The following is a 26,846-nucleotide window of genomic DNA, read 5'->3' as shown; positions in this document are numbered from 1 at the left end:
GTAGCACACCGCCCGTCAACGCTAGCGGCACACCAGTAAAGATCACGAGTGAATCCTTGATAGAACCCAGTGCAAAATACAGCAGCGCCACAATCATCAACAATGTCAGTGGCACAACCAGCGTCAGTCGCTGACTAGCAGATTGCAGTTTTTCATAGGTGCCGCCGTATTCCACCCAGTAACCTGCCGGCACCTGTACGGTTTCATTGATGGCTTCGCGAATTTCCTCCACAAACGAACCTAGATCTCGGCCACGCACATTAGCGGTGACGACCACCCTACGCTTGCCATTTTCACGGTTTACTTGGTTGAATCCATCAACCAAGTCAATACTAGCCAGCTCGCGCAAGGGAATCGAACCGAAACCAGGAACCTGAATAGGAAGATATCCCAAGCCTTCCATGTCGGTTCGATATTTTTCAGCCAGTCGAACGACGATATCGGCTCGACGATCACCCTCATAGAAACGCCCTGCCACTTCACCCCCTAATGCTATAGACAACTGGGATTGCAGCGTTGACTTATCTAGGCCATACGACGATAACACTGGCTCCTTAGGTGTAATCGTCAAAACAGGTAGGCCAGTTACTTGCTCCATCTGAATGTCCGCAGCCCCGTCTATTTCAGACACCACACTTTCAATCTGCTTTCCCACTGCCTCAAGCTGTTTGAAGTCATCACCGAATACTTTAATAGCCAGCTCCGCGCGAACACCGGCAAGCAGCTCGTTAAAGCGCATCTGTATCGGTTGCAGAAATTCATAACGACTACCCGGAACAGTATCGACGATGGCAGATAAATCCTCGACGACTTGCGCCTTGGATTTCCCTGGATCTGGCCACTGGTCCCTAGGCTTGAGAATAATGAAGTTGTCCGCAACACTGGGTGGAACGGCATCGGTTGCCACATCGGCTGTGCCAATTTTGGCGAAAACTCTCTCCACTTCAGGCATCTTCCGGATTTTTTCTTCCAGCGTTCTCTGCATCGAAATTGCCTGACCAAGGGAGGTTCCAGGGATGCGAAGGGCATGCATAGCAATATCCCCTTCATCCAAATTCGGCACGAACTCACTGCCAAGACGACTGGCCATAAACATTGATCCGAGCACAACGAATACAGCCAAAGAGACAACCACCATACGCAGATCTACGGCTTTTTTTACCAGACGTTGGTAGCCATTTCGCAACCCTATCATGGCTCTATTTTCCTTCTCTTCCACTCCATTGCGAAAAAGCAAAGCTACACAGGCAGGCACAAACGTTACTGACAACAACATGGCGCTAGCCAAGGCTATGATCACTGTCAGCGCCATGGGATGAAACATCTTCCCTTCTACACCGGACAAGGAAAATATCGGAAGATAGACGGCGGTAATGATAAAGACACCAAACAGTGCAGGCCGCATCACCTCTTTGGTTGCCGTAAAGACAATAACCAGACGCTCTTTCTGACTTGGTGACGACCCCGCTCCCTTCGCTTGGCTCAGTCGGCGCAGGCAATTCTCCACGATGATGATTGCACCATCCACCAGCAAACCAAAATCCAGCGCACCCAGGCTCATCAAATTTGCACTTACTCGCGCATGTACCATGCCAGTAATGGTCATTAACATGGCAATGGGAATCACAGCAGCAGTTAGAAGCGCTGCACGAACATTACCCAGTAAAAGGAACAGGATAACGATGACCAGCAACGCCCCTTCCAATAGGTTTTTTTGTACAGTTTCCAGGGTTTTTTCTACCAGACCGGTGCGGTCGTAGACAGCGGTGGCGGTAATACCTTCCGGTAGGCCAGCCTTGATTTCCTCAAGCTTTTCACCCACTGCGCTAGCGACCGTTCGGCTGTTTTCACCGACCAGCATAAACACCGTACTCATTACCACTTCTCGGCCATTCTGGGTTGCCGCTCCCGAACGTAACTCCAGCCCCTCTTCTACCGTAGCCACATCCTTAAGTCGTAACCGACTGCCATCCTCTGCCGTCACAAGGGTATTGGAAAGAGCCTCAAGTGAGACAACTTGACCCGGCACCCGCAGCAACCATTGAGAGCCGTTCTGCTCTACAAATCCCACACCACGATTTTGATTATTGGCCTCCACAGCCTCTACGATCTGTTGCTGACTGATACCGGCTGCAAGTAACTTACCCGGATCAAGAGCCACCAAAATTTCCCGCTTATAGCCCCCAATGGGGTTCACCTCAACAACACCGGGCACACGCAACAATTGCGGGCGAATGATCCAATCATGCACTGAACGCAGGTCCGTGGGTGTAATGGAATTGCCCTGTGCATCAACGGCACCGGGTTCCGCATCCACCGTAAACATAAAGATCTCACCCAGCCCGGTAGCGATTGGCCCCATCTCTGGTTGCAAACCCATAGGCAGATCCGAACGGGCACCTGATAACCGCTCACTTACTAGTTGTCGAGCAAAGTAGACGTCAGTGTCGTCACTGAAAATTGCTGTTACTTGAGATAAGCCATAACGGGAGACCGAGCGGGTATATTCGAGCCCAGGTAGGCCAGCCAACGTGGTTTCAATCGGATAGGTAACCCGCTGCTCAACTTCCAACGGGGTATATCCCGGCGCCTCAGTATTAATCATCACCTGGACATTTGTGATATCCGGCACCGCGTCAATCGGCAAGCGACTGAAATTCCACAATCCAAGAAAAGACAGAAGAGCGACAACCACCAGCACCAAACGGCGGCGCTGGATGGCGTGTTGAATTATGATTTCTAGCATATCTACAGGCCTTTAGTGATCGTGGGAAGCGCCGGACTTTTCGACATCGGCCTTGAGAAGGAAGCTGTTCTCACTGACATATTCGGTGCCGGGCTTCAAACCACCGAGCACCTCCACCCACTCTTTATCCTGGCGACCCAGCTCCAGCATGCGCACCTCATACTGCTGCCCTACCTTGGCAAACACTACGGTAAAATCCCTGAATCCCTGCAACCCAATACGTTTCACAGCAAGGTCGACCGGATGCTTAGCCACTTCGATTTCAGCAGCCACAAATTGCCCCGGCTTCCAGCCTAAAGTAAGCTTGTCTAGTTTTATTAGCACGTTCTGGGACTGGCCTGAGACAGCCATAGGTTCAATAAAGATCACCTCGCCAGACACCGGCGTCTTGCCACCTGCCTGCTTCAAAATGACCCGGTTACCCTCTTTTACCCGCTGGCGGTCAAGAGGATAGACCGCGACTTCTGCCTGGGTTTGCTCGATATCTACTATGACGGCCAAGATACGTTCTCCGGTCGCCTCACCAGCCCCCCCATCCATAAAAGCGATCACACCGGGCATAGGGGCACGCAATGAGTAAGACCGTAGGCTATCGTTACTTTCGATAGTAAAAAGAATATCTCCACGGGAAACCGTATCACCAAGTTTTTTGTGCACACGAACAATCTGTCCTGTAAAACGAGCTCGCAGCTCTCGCTTTCCAGAAGGAGGAAGCTTCAGCTTTCCGTAGGCAGAAATAGTCTCATGCAAGAGAGCGGGACCAGCGACCTCCGTGACAACACCCATGGAGTCAGCGACTTCTTGATCGATGGTTGTGCGGCCTTCAAAACTGTCATACTGCCATTGGTAGTTCTTCCCCTGATATTGCGCGGTTACCGTCACCTTGAATGAATGAGGCTCATATATTTCCATATCTCCGCGCAATAACGACTCCTGAACAGTAAAACCGATTTCATCACGCACGCCGCCAAGCCGTGTCAGCACAACCTCAAGTTCCACTACTTCCGGATCCACTGCCTTACCATCGTCGGTTATCCAGGCGCGATACTCTGGCGGCACTCCGGTCTCAAAGATAGCCAGCTCCACCACAAAACTTCCTTCGCGAAGCATCAGACCGTTATTGGGTCCCTTATCAGGCTCGGCCTCTTCATTTTCAACAGCACCAGCAGCAATACCAACAGTAGGGAGAATCGCCAATAGACAAACCACTAACAGCAGACCAATATTTTTTATTGCTACTTTCATTAATTTTTCTCCTTACTGTTTGCAGAGAGAGATATTCCGGTGAGACGTTCAATTTCTGTGAGATTAACGTGGGAGCTCAACTGCGCACTGATCAACGCCAATCGAGCATCCAGCAATTCCTGTTTAACGGATTGCCATTCCAGATAAGTAAAACGGCCAACCGAATATGCTTTATTTGCCTCAGCCACCGCCTTCTGTAGCCGAGGAATAATTTCTTCATGCAAGGTGCTGGTCTGATGCCGGCTGTGCTGTAAGGCTTGATACAACTCAAACAGCCTGGCTTTTAAACGCGATTCCTCGCTGATCGCCATGGCTTGATTGACTGATCGTTTAGCCTGCAATTCGCTGACCCTTACTTCATTGCGCCGATTTTTACCCAGAGGAATCGCAACACCGGCCACTACGCCAAAATCATCTGTCGCCTCATAGCGACGCACACCCGCAGAAAAGCGCCAACTTGCAAGCGCATCGGACTTGGCTATCGCCATCTCCGATTCATTCACCCTGGCTCGGGTTAGGAAGATTTTGACTCTAGGACTGTCTTTGAGTCTGACTTTTAGATCCTCCATGGATACCAGCGTCTGATTTGTCTGAAGCTGTCCGAGCAGCTCAAAGTCCGCTGAATCACTGTTACCCCATTGCGCTGCAAGCTGCTGACGGGCTACCGCCAGCTCATGCTCCAGGTCTTCCACATCAAGTTCACGGCGACGCAATTCCACCTCTGTACGCAGGACATCCACTCGGGATGCCCCCCCTGCCCGACCACGGCGACGTATCTCTTCAAGAGATTGGGCCGCACTGTCTCTTGCCCCTTCGGCTACAGCCAATCGTTCCTGGTAAGACAGCGCAGTGAGAAATGCTTGTGCGGTACGCGCTCCCACATCAAATCGCTGGCGCTCAAGCTCGATGGAAACCAGAGACTGGCGCGCTTCAGCGGCGCCGACCCGACTATCTATCTGTTTACCTTCCAAAGCCCAGCTCAGACTCAAGGTCGCCTGGGCGCTGTCAGCCCCTTCGTAGACACCGCTACCGAGCGCATCTTCTACTTCGAACTGGACTTCGGTAGCGGTTCTTAATTTGGCTTGGTTAATTTTTGCCTGTGACGCGCCAGCACGAAATGACATGGCTTCCAGTTGCGGATGCTGAGTGAGGCTGCGCTCAATAGCTTGCTGTAGAGTCAGCGAGGCTGCCGCCGCATCCTCCACTAAAGCGGTCTGACCTATCAGCAGTAAAATGGGCAGCATCAAGTGCGACAAATACCGATTGGCAATCGGTTTTTTACGCGTAAAAAAAACAGAAATCCAGCTCATCTGAACTCTCTCAATGAAGGAAAAGGGTTTCGAATAAATGATGGAGCACGTCAACACCGGCCGCGCTGCTTAATGTTGCAGAAATAGCAAGCACTACAACAGTCACCACAGGCAAAGCACGATATTCACTGACGCCTAGCAGGTGATGAACACGCCGTTCAACCGCATGGCGGGCAAAATAGCTATATGCATCATCTGCTTGCCTGTCTTGAGCGTTTACGGCGATTTTCTCCACCTGGAGTAACGCCTGAGCGATAATTGCAGGCTGGGGATAGCGCTGCACAACCCACTCATCAGCCAACTGTTCAATCGCCAGCTCAAACTCGGCCTGCAGGAAACGGCGTACACCGGGGGGATACAGGCACGTCAACAGGGAGAAGGCGAACTTGGCCAACGGATCGCGGCGACAAATATGAGCCTGTTCATGAAGACTAATAACCCGCCGCTCTTTCGCACTGATTCTGGAGGCAAGGCCTCGAGTAATATAGGCCTTGGGACTCCACAAACCGGCCACAAACGCCATTGGCACAGGGGTGTCTAGTTCTGCTAGTCCATCTTTGTCGCGCTCACTGAGCAGTCCGAGAAGTTGCTGACGCTGAACTTCGGACACCCCTTGCCAGCCCCTCCAAGCAAACAAGGCCAGCAGCCCAATAAGGCAAAAAAGCAAGAATACCCCATGCCAGGATGCGGGCGAGAAAAGATAGGCATGATGCCAATGAATAATGTCGGCCAGCCACAGGTTCGCTTGAGGCTTCCACTCAGGGAGGTAGGAAAGCAACGCTGCAGCCACCCCGGCAAACAGCGGAAAAACGGCAAAGGCCCAAAGTAGGTTTCTTCGTATAGCCAATTGATAGTGCGGCAGACGACTGGCAACCAGACGAACCAGCAGACTAGCCATCATCGTTCCTGTGACCATTCCCAAGATCAGGATCGTCAACAAGTGAAGAAACAACGCCGGATAGCCGAATATCATCAGCAACTACTCTCCGAGTCGGCAGCCCGGCGCGCTTCAATCAGCTTTTCCAGGGCCGAAACCTGATCATCCGACAGCTTTTCAGAAAAGGTGCTGAAAGCTGCAATAAGGGTACTGCCAGGATCCGCACTGTAATCTTCGCCAATTTCTTCGATAAGCTTGGCGATAAAAGCTTGGCGATCCATGGCTGCACTATATTGAAAGGCATGCCCTTGTTTTTCACGGGAAAGGAGCCCTTTTTTGAACAATCGATCCAGCGTGCTCTGGATAGTATTCAAGGTACCTCCGCGCTGCTTCTCGAAATGCGCATAGACAGACTTTGCGTCTGCCGTCCGCCCCTTCCAGAAGTATTGCAAGACTTGCTTTTCTAGTTCACCCAGCTGCATGAATCCTAACCACTTAGAGATTATCAATCTGGTAATCAGACTGACACACCTAAAACCGATCGTCAATCGGCTTTTGTATGACTAGCTCCCTCTCCCACCATCACACGGACAAATTTTGTCTTTAGCACCTGTAACCCCCCGCCAATTATTGCAGCCCACTCAAAGGTTAAAGCAAATCAATCGCCTTCAGTGGGAGGGGCTCCGGTGACCAAATTGCTGAAACTCGCAGCTTCCGCCAGGCCGGATCCATGTGATTTATTCAGGGGGTATCTCTTCCCGACACCTCGCAACCCCCATAATTCGGCCTGAGCACCTAACTCTTGCTCTTTCCCCGCATGCCTCCTGTGCGATTGCCTATATAGCCGCCTTCCCAGATCAGGCAGCATGCTCACTTTCCAGCACTCCCCCCTCATCTCGTCAGGAATCCCTTCACCAGATAAGACAATAGGAGTAACCACGTGAGCGTGCCGCACTTCAAATAGTGGCAGTATGAGGCAATTCACCCCTGATATGACCACCCTCCTGATCTCCGCATCCGAAACCAAAACTTCCCATACCTTGACTGCCTCGTGGATTGAAGCACAGACAACCGCATCCACCACAGCCAACGGTGCCTGAGCCGCCTTGGTACCCAAATGCTGCCTTATTTCGGTCCGAAGCTCTCCATTTTCATCATTACCATCCCAACCTCCATGATGTAGACAACTATTAACAATCTGGCTGGCATATCGGTTGATGAGCATCTGCAGGTATCGGGAAAATCTCTCACTGGGTGTATCTCGAAAGTTCTCATGCAAGTTGCATGGAGCCCTCAACTCTCTCCTTGCAGTAAAAGCCCTCTCAAACTCCATGGCCGTCTGGGCGCTAGGTAGTATTCCCGTATCACCTGCTCTCCACCTAGCCGATTTATTAGCCTCACTCGCCTCCTTCTGCTGCAAACTACCAATCACTTTGGCTGCGTTGTACATACCCAAAGCCGTACGGTACCGATTCTCTTTACTACTTAGTTTGGCCTCCCTGATTAGAAAGCAGGCAGCGCCACCAATACTCATAAAGTCAGGGTGAGTGAGGTTAATGAAATATGCACCTTTCGACATTCCCAACAAATGCCTTCCGGTTACTCCTGCAACCCGGCTCCGAAGGTATCCACCCTGCATCAGCGTACTCAACTGGGATCTCAATCCGTCATCGGTCAGGCCCGCCAAGCGCTTCAGATCACTCCCCCCAACCCCATATACCGCGCCCGCTGAATTAGACCTCACCAACAGCACCGCCAGTACCAATCGATTGTAGGGAGTCAACCATTTCTGGCCTGGTTTGCCGATATCATCTCCTATCGCAGTTAACACATGTTCAGCAAGACTGCGGAGCTCAACGACCGGCTGCTCACTTTCCAGACCAGCAAGCTCTTCCTCAAGCTGAGGCCTCAACTCCAGGCACGCCCTTCTTTTTCCCAGCCCCCCATCGACAAATCGTTTCTGTAACACCCCGCTCTCAGACAACTCCCGGATTGCTTTACTCACCACCCTGTCGTTTAGCTTAAAGCGCTCGACATAGCCCTGGACTGTAAACGCAACGCCACGCCCCTCATCGTCGCAAAGCAGCCGATACAAGAAGTAACGAGTTGGCCCTGCAATAGACGCGAGACCATTCGCCCGGTCAAATTCCGCTGATGTTCCTAGCAATCCAAGCACGCAAAAACCCCTCCGAAATATGTTATTCCTTTCTATTTATCGTAATTATACCACCTGGCATGTTTTTAGTAGTACGAATATACGTTTATAATACGTCTCAATCGTACTTTTTGATTTTTCAAGGTTTTCAACATGGCAAGGGCAGAGATACCTCTAGAGGATTGGCTCACGAATGATCAAGAAATGCTGACTTGGCTGGAGCAGCACTTGAGACGAAAAGGCGCGTCCATCCAGGTTTTAAACCCATATAACCCTCGCCCAGCACTCCTAGAAGCCGCTCGTTATTTGATCGCCGATAGCAGCAGCCAGAAGGAGCTCATGAACCTCAAGGCCGCATGGAGAAGATACAAATCAGACAAAAAGCACGGAAACCAGGTGGTCCAAGTCAGGCTCAGTCCACGCGTGAAAAGGCAGCTTGCCAACCTCTCCAAGAGAACAAGTGTTTCCGAAACTGTGGAGAGGCTAGTCAAAGAGGAAAGCAACTATTTCAAGGACAGGAATGCAGCAATCCAGAACGCTATTCAGGAGAATATTCAGCGTCACGAAGAGTCCGCCGCAGGCAAACTCGACCACCTGCAGAAGGAACGCTCGAAGCTGATATTTCATAATGAAGAGCTCCAGGCGGAGCTCTCGGAAACCCAGAAAGAGATGAGCAATATATTGTTTAGGCTGGTCGAGCTTGAGGTCGCCCTTAACATACAAGCAGAGGAAAGCCTTGAGCTAACACCAGATGAGAAACAAGAAGCCCTGCACAGACACCAGTCTCTGCTCGACTACTTCCACAACCGGATAAATGCGGCGGCCTCACTTGCTCAAGCCGAGGACCACAGCAGCACCAATCAGGGGCGCAGACCACAGAAAAACTGAGAAGGAACAGCCACAGCACCTGGTCTCAGCCCCTCTTGAATAGAGGACAAGCTAGCTTTCATACCCACCTCTCAAACCAGCAAGCTGCCGGTCAATCAGCTCAGCAACACCACTATCCACTCCAAACTCTCTGGCAACGACAGCGAAATCGCCGAGAACATCCACGATCTCATCAATATCGTGCTTGGCCTGCTCCCATTTGGCGTAGCCCGCCCGCGCCGCCAGCGCCTGGATGGCTTTTAGCGGCGGATTCTTGCCGAAACCGGCATAAGCAGTGGCATGCTCCTGGTATGGGTGAGGACTGAAGGTCACATCGTAGAAAGGGGCAGGCGTCCATTCACCCGCATCATCCTGCAGGAAAGCCCAGTTCTTGCTGTGGTCATCCTGGTTGCAGGCAAACAGGTTGAACATGGCCCGGCGGAACTGCAGTTTGCCGACCGCTGGCGACCGGCACAGATGGCGGCTGACCTTGATCAGATCTTCGTAATCCAGGCTAGGGGTCCGGAAATCCGCATCCAACAAGCCACAGGCACTGTGCATGTGGCGTCGACCTGCCTTTTGGTGGCGGCTTATCCAATCGAACCTCTTTACCCCGAGCCATGCTCGGGCACCACTTTGTTCTGGCGCCTCAAACAGCCGCCACTCAGGTGGCTCCAACCCCAACTTTCCGGCCAGGTGCAAATAGACCGCTTCACAGAGCCCTTCTTCATGGCCGAGAGGTAGATTCCGGGAGGTAAACTTGACCAGCCAAGCCTCATCGCCTGTCCTCGCCACCGTGCGGCAGCGATCTGGCTCATCCGGGGAGATGTAGAACTGCGCCTTGGGTCTGGCACCACCGGAGCTGCCTGCTGCCACCAGATCCGCCAGCACCTCTTCCGTCTGACCGTCAAAAAACGCCTGCGCCTCCAGACCCAGCATCGCCAGGTCGATGTCGCCGGTTAAGGCAAGCTGGTACTCCGAGGTCGGAGAGAATGACAAGGCCCCCATCCCGGAAGCCCCTACAAACGCCAGGCGATCCATGGCGGTGATCTGAGCAGGAAGAATGCCATGCTGTCGGAACACCCGGTCTTGCAATAACGAACCCCAGCCATCAGGCAGACTGTCGCCGAAAAGGCCATGCAGACCGGAATGCGGCCTTTTGGGGGCAAGCTGCAGCTCAGTGGTTGCCTTTAGACCAAAGGTCGAAAGGTTGCCATATCGCCCCAGATAATCCGCATCGTACTGAAAGAAGACGCCCTGCCGGTTCTGCGCCAGCACACCAACCGTCACCGCCTGCCCCGTTGCCAGCGTGCGGGTTACCGTCAGCTTGCGGACCGGCTTAAAGATCATCGCTCAACACCTCGGCAATGCTGGATGGCATCTCAGATTGTTCAGGGGAACGGCGGGTTAGCGCGTACAGGCGGCGCAGATCATCCAGACTCTGCCAGAGCAGCAGCAACTGCCGAAACGAGATTTGGCCGGTGAGCTCGAATTTCTTGATGGTGGATGCCGGCACCCCGCTACGCGCAGCTAGCGCATCGCGAGATAGCTTGGCCTGTTTGCGCAAACGTCGCAGATGGGTGGCAAATGCCTGCTGGACATCGGCATCATCAAGTAGGGCGACCATATCACACCTATATGGATACTATTTTGTCCAATTGTCGCATTTAATGGACAAAATAGACACCATTACGCCCAATAATAGCCTCGCGAGCGCACCAAAGACCAGAAATCGTACTGCCGTCAGCAACGACTCCTGCGCCAGCAATTTTGACCAAATTCCTGCACTAACAGACATGACAGTTCTGGAGCCTTATTCAGCAATAAGGCCAGCGCCGGGCCCAATGAAGAATCCGCTTCCCAGATCTTCAGCCCCGACCCTTCTTCGTGATTAGCTACCAGCCATCCATCCAGGTAACGCCAACGAATTGTCATCTTGCTCTCCAGTGAATAGATTCACCAGAAACCCTATCGTCACGACCTGAAAAACCGGGCACGTGGACCCCGCCTTTTCAGCAACCCACCCTCCTCCAAAAGGCCCCGCGTATTTGCTCATTAAGCTAAATCAAGGACTTAAAAGTGGTGGGCAGCATGGTGGGCAAAGCAAAAACCACCATGCAAAAATACCAGTAAGCAACTGATTTTAAAGTGCTTTTATTTTTTAACCAACAAGAAGATTCAGATTGCCGACTTTGCACAGCAGGTGCAGCAGCCGGGATTCTGCATGGGTAATGTGAAAGACGGAACGAAGCATCTCCGGCGAGGGTGTCACCATGCTCTGTCCGGCCAATACCCAGACAATGGTTCGTACCTGAGAAATACTGCCCGGCGCATCGGATTTTTTCACTGGCAGGCAGAGTAAGGAAACCGAGTCTTGCTGGGAGTTGAGAAGCTGCGTTTCCCGCCCCGCTTCCAGTGAAATCACCCGCTTCAGCGACTGGCGCAACTCCCGGTCACTGAATTGCAAAGAGCGGTCCGGCAGGATCTCCAGTGGGCCGCTGGACAACGCCTGTTCCGCCACCGGGTTGCATTCGAGCACCCCCATTCGCTCATCGAGCATCAGCATGGGCCAGGGCATCTGGTTATACATGTCGTTGAGGATACGGGTGCGATCCTCAAGCGCATGCATGTACGCACTGCTACGCACGGCACGATCCAGATGATTGATCAGCACTTCGACTTCGGCAGGGGTTCTGCGGCTATCAATATCGGTGCTCACCGAGCCCGACGGTGGGTCTGAGGGAACATCTGTCCAGCTGGTAATGGTATCGACCAGATCCACCCAGTCGCCGGGAGAAAGCGCGGTTTCGTAAATCTGCCCGATTAGCTCATCATTATCCGTGTCACTCACCACCACCCCACCTGCCCGCGCACCGCTTATTAACCTTCATCATAGAAAGGGGGTATCAGGGGGGCAAGCTTTAAGGCCACCGTTCACTGCATCCAATCGCCCACCAGAGCAGCGCTTTACAACGCCAACCCCGTGCACCAGCCATTGGCCCACGCCCACTGGAAATTGAAGCCTCCCAGTTGTCCGGTCACATCCAGCACTTCGCCAATAAAATGCAGCCCGGGTACGGTTTTCACTTCAAAGGTTTTTGAGGAAATGGCATCGGTGTCCACCCCGCCCAGCGTCACTTCCGCGGTGCGATACCCTTCTGTGCCAGAGGGTTTGAACGCCCAGCCTTTCAACGTCGCGGCAACACTGGCCAGCCGTTCATTACTGAACTGCTGGAGATTGCCTTGCCAGCCGAATTGCTCGGCCAGTGCAGCCGCCAGCCGCTGGGAGAAGTACTGGCGCAACCATCGCTCCAGGCCACGGTTGGGGTGTGCCCGGCGCTCTTCCACCAGTTGCGCGAACGGATCTGCCACCTGGGGCAACCAATCCACGCTCACCGGCTGGCCCGGCGTCCAGAAGCTGGAGACCTGCAACATGGCAGGCCCGGACAGGCCACGATGGGTAATCAACATGGGCTCGGCGAAAGACGCCGCTGAGGTTTGCGCCACCACGTCGGTGCTGATGCCTGACAGGGCAGCCAGCCAGGCCTTGTCATCCGGCTGCAGGGTAAAGGGTACCAGGCCGGCACGGGTGGGCAGAACCTTTAACCCGAATTGTTCCGCCAGTTGGTAGCCAAAACCGGTGGCCCCCATGGTGGGAATCGACAGGCCGCCGCAGGCCACCACCAGCTTCGCACACTGGACGGTCCCCGCACTGGTACTCAGCGAAAAGCCCGATTCCGTTTGGCTGACGCGTCGAATATCGGTCTTCAGGCGGATCTCGGCTCCGGCCCACTCACATTCCGTCAGCAGCATACCGAGAATGTCTTTGGCCGAATCCGCGCAGAATAGCTGCCCGGGCGCTTTTTCCACGTGCTCAATACCATGGCGCTCCACCAGTTCCAGGAAATGCCAGGGGGTGTAACGCTTGAGAGCCGATTTGCAGAAATGCGGGTTGGCGGAGACAAAATGTTCCGGTGTGGTATTCAGGTTGGTGAAGTTGCAACGCCCGCCACCGGACATAAGAATCTTCTTGCCGGCCTTGTTGGCATGGTCCAGCACCAGCACCCGATGGCCCTGGTAGGCCGCCGTGGCCGCACACATCAGCCCGGCTGCGCCGGCACCGATAACCACCACATCTACCTGGGTTGTGCCTGCCCCTGCTTTATCTGACATGAAACCACCAGCCTGAATCCGGCCGGCAAGGATAACGGGGATGCACCGCTAGTGCCATCGGTGCCGTTCGGACGGCGGGCCGGCTTACGGCCCAAACCGGTGATTACTGAATAACGGAAATTTCGGCAGTGGTGCCGTAATGTTCGCTGGTCGCCTTGATCGCGGCAGCGCCATTGGCCACCTGAATGTCGTTGCGATAGCGGCCGCTGCTCATGACCTGCTCGCCCGGCACTACGCGGGTGCCTTGCGGCGCATCATTCTGCACAATAGGAAGTTGTTCCTGCCGATCACTGCTGCTGATGTCATCTTCTTCAAAGTAACAACCACTGAGCAATGTGGCACCGCAGAGCATGACTGCGAGGTATTTCATGGTGTTCCCCCAATAGCCCGCCTGAAGGCGGAAACTGCCCGTGTACGGGCTTATGATGCAGTTATACCCTGCCCGCCGCTGACAGTACAGCGCTCAGCCCGGACAGCCCACAGGGGGCAACCCAAACTGCACACCACATTCTACTCTCGAATCTCTACTGGCCACCTCGGTAAGGAGTCCAAAACATGTCGTAGGTCGGCTTAGCCTGAAAGGCGTAAGCCGACATAAACCGGGCGGCGAATATTGACAGTCGGCTTACGGCTTCGCCTAAGCCGACCTACAAACTGACCTCGACGGACTACTGGCCGAGCTCCTGTTCAGTGAAGGTATCGGCAAACAAGGGGGAGCTGAGGTAACGTTCGCCGGAATCCGGCAGCACCACCACGATGGTCTTGCCGGCAAATTCCGGCTGCTGGCTGAGACGATCCGCTACACACATGGCCGCCCCACAGGAAATACCCGCCAGAATGCCTTCTTCCTGCATCAACTTGTGGGCCCACTCCATGGCCTCTTCGTTGCTGACCTGCTCCGCCCGGTCCACCACTGACATATCCAGGTTCTTCGGCACAAAGCCGGCGCCAATGCCCTGAATTTTGTGGGGGCCATGGGTCGGCTCTTCACCTTTCAGGGCGGCGGAGATCATGGTGGAAGAATCCGGTTCCACCGCCACCGCAGTGATGGCCTTGCCCTGGCTGTTCTTGATGTAACGGGCCACGCCGGTGATAGTGCCGCCAGTGCCAACCCCGCTCACCAGTACATCGATGTCACCACCGGTGGCTTCCCAGATTTCCGGACCGGTGGTCTTCTCGTGGATCGCCGGGTTCGCCGGGTTGTTGAACTGTTGCAGCATCAGGTGGCTGTCCGGGTTTTCCTGCACCAGCTCTTCTGCCCTGGCGATAGCCCCGGGCATGCCTTTCGGGCCGGGCGTCAGTACCAGTTTGGCACCCAGCGCCTTGAGGATCTTGCGACGCTCCAGGCTCATGGAATCCGGCATGGTCAGCACCAGATCGTAGCCCCGGGCCGCAGCCACATAGGCCAACGCGATGCCGGTGTTACCACTGGTGGGCTCCACCAACGTCATGCCCGGCTTCAGTTTGCCGCTCTTCTCTGCGTCCCAGATCATGGACGCGCCGATCCGGCACTTCACACTGCCCGCCGGGTTACGGGATTCGATCTTGGCGAGAATATTGCCCTGAGTGATGCGATTGATCTTCACCAGGGGGGTATTACCGATGGTTTCGCTATTGTCTTGGTAAATGCCGGTCATAATGCTCTCCTCCATTCTCGGCGCGCGTTGCGCGATGCCTTACTGTGGTTTGTCCTGCTTTTTCAGCCGCCGGTTCCAGCGTTGGCGCGCATACAGGCGCAGGTCGGCCACGTTATCGGTTTCATCCATGATTTCACGGCCCAGGATGCTTTCCAGAATATCTTCCAGGGTGATCAGGCCCACCCAGGTGCCGTGGTCATCATAAACCACCGCCATATGCTGACGTTGGGTCAACATGGCGCTAAACAAGTCTTCGATATTAAGCGTGGTATGCACCATGGACACTTCGCGGGCCAACGCCTGCATGGTCTGGTCCGGGCCACTATCCAGCAAATCGGATTTATGGATATAGCCTTTCGCTTCACCACTGGCGCTCATCACCGGGTAACGGGAAAACGGCTGCCCCTTTTCCCGCTCCTTGAACGCGCTCACGGTCAGGCCCGGCTCTACTACCCGGCAGACCGTGCTCGGGGTCATGATGGTGCCGACCCGGATATCATGCAGGCGCAAAATATTGTGAATCACCCGGTGCTCATCGTCATCCAGCGCGCCCTGATCCTCGCCCATGTCCGCCAGGGCCCGGATTTCCGCCCGTACATCCACATCATGTTCGTTGCCACCAATGCGGCTGGTAATCAGCTTGGACAGCCAGACAAACGGTAACAGCGACACCATGATGACCTTGAGCGTGGGCGGCAGCATGGTGGCCAGTGAACGCCAGTATTTCGCACCGATGGTTTTGGGAATGATCTCGGAGAACACCAGAATCGCCAGCGTCATGATGCCCGACGCCGCCCCCAGCCAGGCCTCCCCGAACACCACGGCCACCTGGGCACCAACACCGGTAGCGCCAACGGTATGCGCCACCGTGTTAAGGGTCAGAATCGCTGACAGGGGCTTGTCGATATCATCCTTGAACCCGCGCAGGCTTTTATACAGCTTCGGGTTAGTGTCGCGCAGGCCAGCAATAAAGCTGGGCGTAATGGATAGCAGTGCCGCTTCCAGTACGGAGCACACAAAGGAAAAACCGATGGAAATGGTGGCGAATATAATCAGCAACGTCACCGATGCATGCTCCTTATGCCAGCAAGCGACCTGACAAACAGGCTGCCTGAATAGGGGTTATGACGGCGAATAATGTCGAGCAAAGTCCGCCAGCAGTTGACGCACATTGGCCATCCCATCGTGGATGACTGCTTCGATTTCCGCCATGGTAATTTCATGGGTGGACTTGCCGGCGGCCGGATTGACCACCAGGGACAGCATGGCGTAAGGCAACGACAGCTCCCGGGCCAGCACCGCTTCAGGCATACCGGTCATGCCGACGATATCGCAGCCATCGCGCTCCAGGCGGGCAATTTCAGCGGCGGTTTCCAGCCGGGGACCCTGTGTTGCACCGTAGCAACCGCCATCATTCCAGCTCAGTTCTGCCGCCGCCAGGCGGGCTTTCAGGGCATTGCGCAATGTCACATCAAACGGCCAGCTGAAATCCACATGCACCAGCGGCTCATCCAGATCATCGAACAGGGTCATGGCCCGGCCATAGGTGTAATCAATAATCTGATCCGGCAGCACCAGTGCCCCGGTGGGCGCCTGGGCGGTAATGCCGCCCACCGCATTAGCCGCCACAATCGCCGTGGCCCCCGCTTCTTTCAGGGCCACCAGATTGGCGCGGTAATTCACCTGATGGGGCAGCAACACATGCGGATCACCATGGCGGGCCAGGAACAGGACCCGCTGGCCATCCAGCTCCCCTTCCAACACCGGTGCGGAAGGTGCACCAAACCGGGTTTCCACCGTGTGGGTATCGATGATGCGCAAGTTATCCATGCGCGTGAGGCCGGTGCCACCAATAAAGGCCAACATCAGAGGTCGCTCTCTCTTACCGCATAAATACCCGGCGCATTACGCCAGAATCCCTTGTAATCCATGCCCATGCCGAACAGGTAATAATCGTCTGCTTCCAGCGCGGTGAAATCGGCTTTCAGGCCCGGCCTGGCCTTGCGGTCGTGCTGCTTGTCCACCAACACACAGGTTTTCACCGACGCCGCGCCCTGGGCTTTGCAAGCTTCAATAATCGACAACAACGTGGACCCCACATCCAGAATGTCGTCCACGATAACCACGTGGCGCCCTTCCAGGGTGGCATTGGGGGTTACGATCCATTCCACATCGCCACCGCTGGTCGCGCCCAGATAACGGCTGGCGTGGAGGTAATCCATCTCCAGGGGAAAATCCAGACGCTTGACCAGTTCCGCCGCGAAGATCATGCCGCCATTCATGATGGTGACGAACACAGGCACCTTGCCGGAACAGGCTTCGGTCACTTCGAAAGCCAGCTTGGCGATGGCTTCCTGTACCTGATCGGAGGAATGCAGCTCGATGGCGTTGCGCCGAACCCTCATCAATTCCTGTTGCAATTCATCAGCGCTGGACATGCTGTGCGTCCTCCGGGTTGTTGTCTTCCAGGCCCGTGGCCGGGCCATCATCATTCTGGCTGACCAGATGCAGAGTGCGTGTGGGGAACGCAAACTCGGCACCATGCTCATGGACAATGTTCATGATTTTCATCAACACGTCCTGCTTGATCTCATGGTACTGCACCCATTGGGTGGTTTTGGTGAACGTATAGATAAAGAACTCCAGGTGAGAGGCCCCATAACTATCGAAGTTCACGATCAGGGTACGGTTTTCCGTTTCCAGGTCTTCATGTTCAATCAGCATGGTGCGCACGTCAGCCACAATGCCGGGCATCTTCTGCCAGTCATCATAGCGAATGCCGATTTTTTCATTGATACGGCGGTTGTACATCCGCGACGGGTTTTCCAGCACGATGGAGGTAAACATGGCATTGGGAATATACAGGGGGCGCTGATCAAAGGTGCGGATGCGGGTCAGGCGCCAGCCGATATCTTCCACGCTCCCTTCGATAGAGCGATCCGGTGAACGCACCCAATCCCCGACCCGAAACGGCTTGTCCAGATAGACCATCATGCCGCCAAAGAAATTGGCCAGCAGATCCTTGGCCGCAAAGGCCACCGCCATGCCACCAATACCACCAAAGGCCAGCACCCCGGAAATGCTGTAGCCCAGTGTCTGCAAAATGATCAGCAGAGAGGTAATAATCACCGATACCCGTAACAGCTTGGCAACCGCAGCGGCCGTGGACCGATCCATCGGCTTGCGCATGCGCCCCGGATCAATCAGGTTTTTTTCTGTATAGGAAACAAACCGGTTCAGGAACATGGCGATAATGATGATAAAGGCGATACGACGCACCTGGGGCACTAACTCAAACAGGGCGTTTTCCTCAGCGGACACCGCCTGCAACAGCTCCATGGACACGGACAAGCCAATCACCCAGAACACCAGACGAACCGGGATACGCGCAGCCTCCAGCAAGGCGTCATCCCACAGGGTTTCGGTTTTCCCAATCAACCGCTCTGCCACATCGATGCTACGCATCAGAATAAAATTGATGGAGACAGTACACAGCACAATGATAAAAAGCTGAGTCAGCCAGATATCCATTGGTGTCTCGACTGTTGGCCACTGCAGCAATTGATTCCAGTCCCAGTTCATTAATGTCTTCCTTCGCTTTTACTGTTCAGTGAGAGTCTGTTTTAGGTTGCCGCCTGCTCGCGCAATGCAGCGGCCAGCTCAGTGGCAATGGCCCGGCGCTCCGGCACCATGGGCAAGCGTGGCCGGGCACGCAGCCCTGCTGCCGGCACCTGGCCCTGAAACCGGTTCGTCCCCAGGAAGTCCAGTACCTGCTCCGCCCCTTCACGGCAATTGCAGGCCAGCACCATGTCACAACCGGCATCCAGCGCCGCCTGCGCCCGTTGCGGATAACCTCCCACACCGTGGGCACCCGCCATGGACAGGTCATCGGAAAAAATGACGCCCCGGAAACCCAGCCGCTCACGCAACTGCGTTTGCAACCAATAACGGGAAAAACCAGCGGTCTGCTGCTCCACCGCGCTATAGATCACATGGGCGGGCATGATGCCGTCCAGTTTAGGCGCCAACGCCATGAAGGGGCGCATATCCGCCGCTTCCAGATCCGCCAGCGGACGCGGATCTACCGGTAATTCAAGGTGCGAGTCGGCAACCACATGGCCATGCCCGGGAAAATGCTTTCCCGTGGCCGCCATGCCAGCGGCGCTCATCCCATCAAGAAAGGCGCCAGCCAGGGCGATCATGGCATCTGCGTCACCATGGAAACTGCGATCACCAATCACCGAGCTGTTGCCGTAGTCCAGATCCAGCACCGGCGCGAAACTGATATCGATATCCAGCTCGGTCAGCTCCGATGCCATCAGCTCTCCCAGCAGCGCTGCTTCGCGCACCGCCTCTGTGGGAGACTGGTCATAACGCTGCCCCAGCGCCGCCATGGGTGGCAGGCGGACAAAGCCGTCGCGGAAGCGTTGCACTCGCCCGCCTTCCTGATCCACAGCGATCAGCATGTCCGGGCGTACGGCACGGACCTGGCGCACCAGTTCGGCCAGCTGTTCGCGGTTGGCATAATTACGGGTAAACAGAATCAGACCACCGGCACCGGGGTGTGCCAGCATGTCTTTTTCCGTGGCGCTGACCTCAAGCCCTTCCAGATCGAGCATTAATAACGGGGAGGCGGATGCAGACATGGCAACCTTGTAGGCAGAAGACATTAATCGGTGATCGTTACCCGGGTGCCCACCGGCACCTGGTCAAACAAACGGATCACCGCATCATTTCGCATCCGGATGCAGCCGTGGGAGGCAGGTGTGCCCATGGGCTCACTGTCCGGTGTGCCGTGAATATAAATAAAGCGCCGAAAACTATCCACGTCAGCGCCCAGATTCTGTCCTGGTTCCAGGCCACCAAGCCAAAGAATGCGACTCAGCACCCAGTCACGCTCGGGGAAGCGGGCGCCCAGCGCGGCGTCGAACACTTCACCGGAAAACTTGCGCCCCAGCAGCACCGCCCCTGGCGGTAGCCCGGCACCGAAACGGGCCCTGACCACATGGGCACCTCGGGGCGTGGCGCCGCTGCCCATGGCTTCGCCGGCACCGTTAGCGGCGGAAGAAATCGCAAAGCGCTCGGTCCGCGTGCCACGCAGCTCCAGCCATTGTTCAGACAAGTTGATAATCAGTTCCATGGGGATAGTTTCAAGTTGAAAGTGCGAAGTTGCAACGCGAACTCTTACCACATCACCAGGCCACGCAACCTGCCAGCCTCACGCGTTGCCGCCTTTACTTGCCCGTATGCAACGGCTGATCCGGCACTTCTGCCTGAATGCCACCGACCAGAAACGGCAGCAAGCGTTTGGTGATATCCGCCGTGCTGGCGTCCATATTGAAATCGGCTTTGCTGATGCTTTGCAGCGACTGCATGCCCGACAGGGTAAAGATGACCGCCCCGAGGCTGAACTGTACGCGCCAGAACAATTCCATGGGCGGTACATCCGGTACGGCCTGTTGCAGATGGCGCTGCAAACGGGCAAAGACCGCGCTGTAGTGCTGGTGGAGATATTCGCGCAAGTGGCTCTGTGGCTGACTGTACGCCTGCCCGGAAAGGCGGAAGAAGATGGCGGCTCGCTGGGGGTCCTCGGGATGTGTGCCCAGCGCCAGGCGGAACACAATCCCCAGCACATTTTCGGGGGTATCGGGGATGCCGGAGGCTTCCATCTCGTCGAGCTTGGCATCCAGCGCCAGGCTAAACGGTGTCAGAAACCGCTCAAAAACAGCCTGAATCAGCGCTTCCTTGGAGCCGAAATGGTAATTCACCGCTGCCAGGTTCACCCCGGCCTTGCTGGTAATGGCACGCAGACTGGTTTCCGCGAAGCCCTTCTGGGCAAACAATACCTCTGCGGTATCAAGAATCCGGTCTACTGTGCCCGCCTGTGCCATACCCTGCCCTGTGTGTTCAAAACATACGTTTCAAACATACGTTTGGCTGATAAGAGGGTCAAGAAGGAAAGCGTCCTCACGGATAAGAGTGCACAACCGGTTTCGGTCCGTTTGATTGGCTTATCGCGAATAGCTCGCACTGCGCCGGATGCTCGACGCCGGTGCCTGACGTGAAACCGGGCATCCGGCGTCCAGCGGCAGGGGAACCGCTAGAAGTAATACACCAATTCCGCCTGGATAAAGTCAGAACGACTGATCGGCCCCAGCCCCGGGTTGGTATTCACATTGCGCAGGGCATCCCGGTACAGTTGCGAGGCGCTTTGCGGCTTCCCGGTATCGGTATAAAAACGGGCCTCCAGGCTGGCTTTCAGGCTGTTGCCGAAACGGCGGCTGGACTCGAGGCTGATCGCTTTTTCCTCGTCCTCGGTGTCATAGATGATCCCGGCGAGGATTTCTGTCGAGGCTACGTCGTTGAAGGTAAACCGGGTGCCCAGCAACACATCACTGGCCAGAGGAGACGCCAGACTGTCATCCCGGTCTTCCCAGATGTACTCCACAATCCAGCCCAGATCCGTGGCCGTATCGAGCAGCCCGACCTGGGTATATTCAAAACCGCCATCCACGGCATTAAAGCGCTCGCCCTGCCCGGACCGGCTGATCGCCTCCAGCTTCCATAGCCAACCGCTATTCAGGTATTGCAGCTCCAGGCCGGTCTGGTCGATGACGTTGTACAGCGGGGTAAATTCCGGGTCGCTCCCCGACGGCAATTGCCCGGTGGCGATCAGTGCCTGCAGCTCAGCCAGCGTCAGCGAATCCGGAATCAGTAGCGGGTCGCGGCTGGTACCGGAAAAATGCGACAGGGCCAGCTCCAGCCCGTTGTCGAAGTACTGCTGGTAGCGAATGGCAAAATCCACACGCTGGTTTTCTTTCGAGGATTCGTACTGCGCGTTATCGGACACTGGCAAAGGTGTACGCGGACGCCCCTCTTCACCCACGTAGGTACGCTCACGGAAACCGGGCAGCACGAACACATCGACGATCCCCCAGTCCCGTACCGTGGACAGGTTGATCATGGGCTGGCCGAGTTTTTCTTCGCCATCCACCTGATCCACCTGATCGGTCTGGTTGATGATATCCACCAGGTGGCGCCCTTCGGTGACGCCCCAGAACACCTTGCGAATACCCACCCGGGATTCCCAGCCATTGCCCACATGAATCCAGGACAGCTCACGGATGTCCCAGTGGGTGCGCTCCGCATCATGTTCATCTACCCGGGCATAGGGGATAAAGGTGAACAGGTCATCACGATTGTTCCACTCATGGAAAACTTCCGGCTTGATATAGCCGGACCCATTAGTGGAATAATCCGCCTGGGGATAGGGAGAGTCCTGGGTAAAATAACGCCCTTCCAGCGCCACTTCACCGCGGAATTCCCACGCAGAGGAGACGAGTGGCACTGCCAACAGCAATGCCGTAGCCAACCCGTTTTTCATATTCTTGGCGGAAGAAATCAACGAGCGCGCTTCAGGCTGTTCTTGTTGAAGTCTGACTCACTCAGCCCCGTGTCATAGCGGTAGTTGCTCCAGAACAGGTCCGTCGATTTGCCTGTCTGGTGGTTAACCATGGACATCTTGGCGGGCTGCCAGAACTTGTCTTGATACTGTGAAAAGTCACTGGCCGTTAGCGTCTTGAGCAGGCTTTTCTTGCGGTCGTAATAGTCCACTTTCCAGGTGCGGTATTCCTGCTGGTCGATCCAGGAAACTTGCCGGGTGTAGCCGGAGTCCTCATCTTGCGGGTAGCGCTCGACCACAAAACAGGTCAGTTCGCCGCAGGGTTCATCGCGCAGATACTTGTAGGTGTACTTCTCCACCTCCTGGCCGCGCATGTCTTCAAAACTGAATTCACTGCCCATGAAAGGGCCGGACTTGTTCCGTGAGGCAATGGTCTTCACCCGGCGCAGCGCGGGCAGGTACAGCCATTGGTCGTCGTCACGGGTCTTGTAGCTGAACGTGAGCATGGCCGTGCCGCGCACATCACGGGGGGTATCGAAGATGGTCAGGCTCTTGTCGCCTTCTTCCTCGCCGGTGCCTTCCAGCGTCTTCACGCGCAGCTCCCGGTCCGAGGTCTGGCCACTCTTGCTGATCAGCACCATCTTCATGTCGGCCTGAAAATCCCCAAAGCCCTCGCCACGGCTATCCGCCTCCCGGGCGATCTCCAGGCCTTTTTCTTCCGGGGTCTGGGCCAATACGGCAGGTGCGGCCAGGGCCATTAACAAAGCGGCGGGCAGTAAACGGGCGTTCATCGCATTCCTCACGGTGTACATGTCTGGGGCTGCGCCGGCAAAGCGGGCAACAGCATGTTTACCATGATAGCGATCTGGATAGAAACAGCGATGCCAGAAGGGGCCAAAAGATAATTGGCAGTTGATAGGACAGTTGACAGCTACGTGCCCCTACGGTGCTTCTGGTTTCCAACGTAAGAGGCCGCACCCGTTTTCCGGGCGCGGCCTCTTACGTTGGAGCGAATGAAAGTGCTCAGCCGCGCACTGCCAACTGTCCACTATCAACTGTCACCTAACCTTTGACCTTCACCACTCTTCCAGGTAGCCCATGCAATGCTCCACCAGCTCGCCCACCCGGGTCACGCTGTCGGCAAGGCGCTGGAGATCCCCTTCGGCCAAAGGCGCGTAGCGGTCTTCGGCCATCAGGTTGAGGGCATTCTCTTCGCTGGGTGGCGCCGGGCGGCGAGCCAGGCCTGCGGCGCCCAGTGCGGTCTGCATTTCCCCGTCCAACCAGGCAATCAGATCCCCGCGGTCGGCACGGGCGCGGGCCAGAATAGCGATCTCTGGCGCTTCAACGCCGGCATCCCGAAAGGCCTGCTCCAGCGCCGCCAGGCTGAACAAGGTGTCCGCACCGTCTACCTGAAAGGTCTTGCCGGATTGTCGCGCCAGCCCCACCAGCACCGAATACAGATGAAACACCACCGCCCCGCGTAGCGCCAGGCGCACGGTGGGCGTGGCCTCGGCCTGCTCGTGGGTCAGTTGGCGTAACAGGGCATTGGCAAAGTAAATCCGCTCGCGCAAACCGCTTACGGTGTTGTCTCGAACCATTCTGGACATAAAACACTCCGCTGCACGCACCACGCGACACGCAGGCTATCGCCCGCATGCGTGAAGCGTGATGCTCGCTGGATTACTTCTTGGCGGCGGCCTTTTTGGCCGGGGCTTTCTTTTTCGCTGCCTTTTTCTTGGCAGCCGCCTTCTTCTTCGCGGGGGCTTTTTTCTTGGTCTGTTCTTCGACCCATTTGCCGTCGCGATAGAAGGCCATCCAGCCGGTGGCCTTGCCGTCGATTTCGCTCATCACGTACTGCTCTTTGGCCTTGCGGCTGTAGCGCAGCACGCCTTTGTTGCCGTCCGGGTCGGCGGCAGGAGCCTCAGCCAGATACGCGTGCTTCGGATCCAGCTGCTTGGCCACGCTTTGAATTTCTTCAATCAGCGGTGGGCGCGTTTCCCGGTTTTTAGGGAATTTACTGGCGGCCAGAAACAGGCCAGAGGCCCCGTCACGCAACAGGTAGTGATCATCCACTTTCTGGCATTGCAGGTGCGGCATGGGAATGGGGTCCGCACGCGGAGGAGCCGGCTCGCCACTCTTGAGCAGCTTGCGGGTGTTGCCGCACTCGTCATTGGTGCACTTGAAGAACTTGCCGAATCGACCGGTGCGCAACTGCATGTCGTTTTCGCATTTCTCACATTCCAGTACCGGGCCATCGTAACCCTTGATACGGAATTCACCCTTCTCAACCACATAGCCATCACAATCCGGGTTGTTACCGCAGATGTGCAGCTTGCGCTTTTCGTCGATCAGGTAATTTTCCATGGCGGTGCCACACTTCTGGCACCGCTTTTTACTGCGCAGTTCGTTGGTTTCCGCTTCTTCATCATCGTCTGCTTTCACCGTTTCGGCTTCTTCACCGGGCAGCAGATTCATGGTGGCAGTGCAGCGCTCTTTCGGCGGCAACCCGTAACCGGAACAGCCCAGAAACACGCCGGTGGAACCGGTGCGAATCTGCATCGGGCGGCCACAGGTGGGACATTCAATATCCGTATCGGTGGGCAGATTGGCGCGCATGCCGCCCACTGCCTGTTTGCCCGTGCCTTCGCCCTGGGCGGCATCCAGCTTGCTGACGAAATCCTTGTAGAATTCGTTCAGCACGTCCTGCCAGTTCCGTTGCCCCTCAGCAACTTCATCCAGGGTTTCTTCCATGCTGGCGGTGAAACCGTAGTCCATCAGGTTGGGGAAGTTTTCCACCAGACGGTCGGTAACGATGTCGCCCATTTTTTCAGCGTAGAAACGGCGATTGTCCTGACGCACATAACCACGATCCTGAATCGTTGAAATGATCGCTGCGTAGGTGGACGGGCGGCCAATGCCGCGCTTTTCCAGTTCCTTGACCAGGCTCGCCTCGGTAAAACGGGCTGGCGGCTTGGTGAAGTGCTGGTTGGCATCCACGTTATCGATAGACAGCACATCGCCTTCTTTCACATCCGGCAACAGGGTGTCTTCCTGGCCCTTGCGCGAAGCCGGCGGCTGAATGCGGGTCCAACCATCGAACTTCATAATCCGCCCTTTCGCTTTCAGCTCGTAACCGTTGCCGGTGGCCGTCAGGGTGGAGCTCAGGTATTCCGCCGGGGGCATCTGGCAGGCGATGAACTGTCGACGAATCAGCTCGTACAGGCGCTGGGCGTCGCGTTCCATATCTTTCAGGGAATCAGAGGTGCGCCGCACATCCGAAGGACGAATGGCTTCGTGCGCTTCCTGGGCGCCTTCCTTGCTGCTGTAGGACAGCGGCGCATCTGGCAGGTACTTGTCACCCAGTTTTTCGCCAATCCACTCCCGGCAGGCCGCCACGGCGTCTGAACTCAGGTTGGTGGAATCGGTACGCATGTAGGTAATGTGGCCGGCTTCATAAAGCCGCTGCGCCATCATCATGGTCTTTTTCACCCCGAAGCCCAGGCGGGTGCTCGCGGCCTGCTGCAGGGTAGAGGTAATAAAAGGCGCCGACGGCTTGGAGCGGGTGGGCCGCTGCTCACGCTGGCTGATGGTCAGGGTGCCGGCGTTTTCCAGTGCCTGCTTGTGGGCACCGGCATCGTCACCGTTATTGGGCCGGAACGCCTGGCCGTTATGCTTTGCCACCTGCAGGCGCAGGGCTTCGCCATCGCCACTGTGGGTGTCGCTGTACAACTCCCAGAATTCTTCAGGAATAAAGGCGCGGATTTCACGTTCGCGCTCTACCACCAGCTCCACAGCCACGGACTGCACCCGGCCGGCAGAAAGGCCACGGGCGATCTTTTCCCACAACAACGGGGAGATCATGAAACCCACGACCCGGTCCAGAAAACGCCGGGCCTGCTGCGCTTCTACCCGGTGCAGATCCAGCTTGCCAGGTTCTTCGAACGCCGCCTGGATCGCTTTCTTGGTAATTTCGTTGAACACCACCCGGTCGAACCGGTCATCCTCTCCGCCAATGACTTCCCGCAGGTGCCAGGCAATCGCCTCCCCTTCGCGGTCCAAATCCGTTGCCAGATAGATGCGGTCTGCTTTCGCAGCCAGGCGTTTCAGTTCGTCGACCACCTTGTCCTTGCCGGGAAGCACCTCATAGTGGGCCGCCCAGCCTTTTTCCGGGTCGATCCCCATGCGGTTAACCAGCTGCTTCTTGGCCTTCTTCTTTTTATAGGCATCCCGCTCCTCCTTGGGCAGGGAGCGCGTGTAGGCCGCTTCCTTGGCCCGCTCCTGAGGGGTGCTCTTTTTGGAGCCGCCACTGACCGGCAGATCCCGCACATGGCCGACGCTGGACTTCACGATGAAGTCGTCGCCCAGGTAGCGGTTAATGGTCTTGGCCTTGGCAGGCGACTCCACAATTACTAACGATTTTCCCATTCTCAGGTA

At 55.9% G+C, this 26,846-nt stretch carries 24 protein-coding genes; 1 reads left to right on the top strand and 23 read right to left on the bottom strand.

Annotation, left to right across the window (positions count from 1 at the left end):
* The 6 genes from F1529_RS10685 to F1529_RS10660 all read right to left on the bottom strand — a co-directional run.
* Positions 1-2,746, bottom strand: a 2,746-nt coding sequence (locus F1529_RS10685; RefSeq protein ID WP_155137326.1) for an efflux RND transporter permease subunit, incomplete at its 3' end; no start/stop codon positions are given.
* A 12-nt stretch (positions 2,747-2,758) separates the two neighbouring features.
* Complete coding sequence (locus F1529_RS10680) at positions 2,759-3,991, bottom strand: efflux RND transporter periplasmic adaptor subunit (protein WP_155134576.1); 1,233 nt, start codon at positions 3,989-3,991, stop codon at positions 2,759-2,761.
* Positions 3,991-5,301, bottom strand: a complete 1,311-nt coding sequence (locus tag F1529_RS10675; protein WP_155134573.1) for a TolC family protein — start codon at positions 5,299-5,301, stop codon at positions 3,991-3,993. Before F1529_RS10675 ends, F1529_RS10680 begins: the two co-directional genes overlap by 1 nt.
* 10 nt (positions 5,302-5,311) lie before the next feature.
* Positions 5,312-6,274, bottom strand: coding sequence for a M56 family metallopeptidase (locus tag F1529_RS10670; RefSeq protein WP_035246380.1), 963 nt, complete (start codon positions 6,272-6,274; stop codon positions 5,312-5,314).
* Positions 6,274-6,660, bottom strand: coding sequence for a BlaI/MecI/CopY family transcriptional regulator (locus tag F1529_RS10665; RefSeq protein ID WP_155134567.1), 387 nt, complete (start codon positions 6,658-6,660; stop codon positions 6,274-6,276). The genes F1529_RS10670 and F1529_RS10665 overlap by 1 nt, the downstream gene beginning before the upstream one ends.
* A 176-nt stretch (positions 6,661-6,836) precedes the next feature.
* Entirely contained in the window at positions 6,837-8,183 is a 1,347-nt protein-coding gene (locus F1529_RS10660; RefSeq protein ID WP_155134564.1) for a hypothetical protein, read from the bottom strand.
* 303 nt (positions 8,184-8,486) lie between these two features.
* Here F1529_RS10660 and F1529_RS10655 point away from each other — a divergent pair, with 303 nt between their 5' ends.
* Positions 8,487-9,221, top strand: coding sequence for a hypothetical protein (locus tag F1529_RS10655; RefSeq protein WP_155134561.1), 735 nt, complete (start codon positions 8,487-8,489; stop codon positions 9,219-9,221).
* Positions 9,222-9,272: 51 nt separating this feature from the next.
* Here F1529_RS10655 and F1529_RS10650 read toward each other — a convergent pair whose 3' ends face one another.
* The 17 genes from F1529_RS10650 to topA form a co-directional block, all read right to left on the bottom strand.
* Positions 9,273-10,550: a type II toxin-antitoxin system HipA family toxin gene (locus F1529_RS10650; RefSeq protein ID WP_155134558.1), complete on the bottom strand. Its 1,278-nt coding sequence runs from the start codon at positions 10,548-10,550 to the stop codon at positions 9,273-9,275.
* The gene (locus tag F1529_RS10645) at positions 10,540-10,827 is read right to left on the bottom strand and encodes a helix-turn-helix domain-containing protein (RefSeq protein WP_155134555.1); all 288 of its coding nucleotides are present in this window, start codon (positions 10,825-10,827) and stop codon (positions 10,540-10,542) included. The genes F1529_RS10650 and F1529_RS10645 overlap by 11 nt, the downstream gene beginning before the upstream one ends.
* Before the next feature lie 534 nt (positions 10,828-11,361).
* A complete protein-coding gene (locus F1529_RS10640) occupies positions 11,362-12,051 on the bottom strand; it encodes a hypothetical protein (RefSeq protein WP_196220396.1) in 690 nt (229 codons plus the stop codon).
* 116 nt (positions 12,052-12,167) lie between these two features.
* Positions 12,168-13,373 (bottom strand): NAD(P)/FAD-dependent oxidoreductase, encoded by a 1,206-nt coding sequence (locus F1529_RS10635; protein WP_155134552.1) that lies wholly within the window; start codon positions 13,371-13,373, stop codon positions 12,168-12,170.
* A gap of 103 nt (positions 13,374-13,476) precedes the next feature.
* On the bottom strand, positions 13,477-13,743 hold the full coding sequence (locus F1529_RS10630; protein WP_155134549.1) for a hypothetical protein: 267 nt from the start codon (positions 13,741-13,743) through the stop codon (positions 13,477-13,479).
* 298 nt (positions 13,744-14,041) lie between these two features.
* The gene (gene cysK / locus F1529_RS10625; protein ID WP_155134546.1) at positions 14,042-15,010 is read right to left on the bottom strand and encodes a cysteine synthase A; all 969 of its coding nucleotides are present in this window, start codon (positions 15,008-15,010) and stop codon (positions 14,042-14,044) included.
* 39 nt (positions 15,011-15,049) lie between these two features.
* Positions 15,050-16,075: a CNNM domain-containing protein gene (locus tag F1529_RS10620; protein WP_007149580.1), complete on the bottom strand. Its 1,026-nt coding sequence runs from the start codon at positions 16,073-16,075 to the stop codon at positions 15,050-15,052.
* A 57-nt stretch (positions 16,076-16,132) separates the two neighbouring features.
* Entirely contained in the window at positions 16,133-16,876 is a 744-nt protein-coding gene (locus tag F1529_RS10615) for an S-methyl-5'-thioinosine phosphorylase (RefSeq protein ID WP_155134543.1), read from the bottom strand.
* Positions 16,876-17,448, bottom strand: a complete 573-nt coding sequence (locus F1529_RS10610; protein WP_007149652.1) for a hypoxanthine-guanine phosphoribosyltransferase — start codon at positions 17,446-17,448, stop codon at positions 16,876-16,878. Before F1529_RS10610 ends, F1529_RS10615 begins: the two co-directional genes overlap by 1 nt.
* Positions 17,435-18,592 carry a mechanosensitive ion channel family protein gene (locus F1529_RS10605; protein ID WP_007150993.1) on the bottom strand — a complete coding sequence of 386 codons (1,158 nt, stop codon included), beginning with the start codon at positions 18,590-18,592 and terminating at the stop codon, positions 17,435-17,437. The genes F1529_RS10610 and F1529_RS10605 overlap by 14 nt, the downstream gene beginning before the upstream one ends.
* A 41-nt stretch (positions 18,593-18,633) precedes the next feature.
* Positions 18,634-19,680, bottom strand: a complete 1,047-nt coding sequence (nagZ, locus tag F1529_RS10600; protein WP_155134540.1) for a beta-N-acetylhexosaminidase — start codon at positions 19,678-19,680, stop codon at positions 18,634-18,636.
* The gene (locus F1529_RS10595; RefSeq protein WP_155134537.1) at positions 19,680-20,150 is read right to left on the bottom strand and encodes a L,D-transpeptidase; all 471 of its coding nucleotides are present in this window, start codon (positions 20,148-20,150) and stop codon (positions 19,680-19,682) included. Before F1529_RS10595 ends, nagZ begins: the two co-directional genes overlap by 1 nt.
* Before the next feature lie 94 nt (positions 20,151-20,244).
* Complete coding sequence (locus F1529_RS10590) at positions 20,245-20,901, bottom strand: TetR/AcrR family transcriptional regulator (RefSeq protein WP_007148573.1); 657 nt, start codon at positions 20,899-20,901, stop codon at positions 20,245-20,247.
* Positions 20,902-21,110: 209 nt separating this feature from the next.
* The gene (locus tag F1529_RS10585) at positions 21,111-22,382 is read right to left on the bottom strand and encodes a hypothetical protein (protein WP_230457766.1); all 1,272 of its coding nucleotides are present in this window, start codon (positions 22,380-22,382) and stop codon (positions 21,111-21,113) included.
* A gap of 29 nt (positions 22,383-22,411) precedes the next feature.
* Positions 22,412-23,203: an outer membrane lipoprotein-sorting protein gene (locus F1529_RS10580; protein ID WP_007150055.1), complete on the bottom strand. Its 792-nt coding sequence runs from the start codon at positions 23,201-23,203 to the stop codon at positions 22,412-22,414.
* Between the two features lie 285 nt (positions 23,204-23,488).
* A complete protein-coding gene (locus tag F1529_RS10575; RefSeq protein ID WP_196220395.1) occupies positions 23,489-24,019 on the bottom strand; it encodes a hypothetical protein in 531 nt (176 codons plus the stop codon).
* A 73-nt stretch (positions 24,020-24,092) separates the two neighbouring features.
* Positions 24,093-26,837 (bottom strand): type I DNA topoisomerase, encoded by a 2,745-nt coding sequence (topA, locus tag F1529_RS10570; protein WP_155134531.1) that lies wholly within the window; start codon positions 26,835-26,837, stop codon positions 24,093-24,095.
* Positions 26,838-26,846 lie beyond the last annotated feature (9 nt).

Source organism: Alcanivorax sp. VBW004 (genome assembly GCF_009718865.1).
Lineage (GTDB): Bacteria > Pseudomonadota > Gammaproteobacteria > Pseudomonadales > Alcanivoracaceae > Alcanivorax.
The sequence above is the reverse complement of the archived record's forward strand: the minus strand, read 5'-3'. Positions and strand labels throughout refer to the sequence as shown.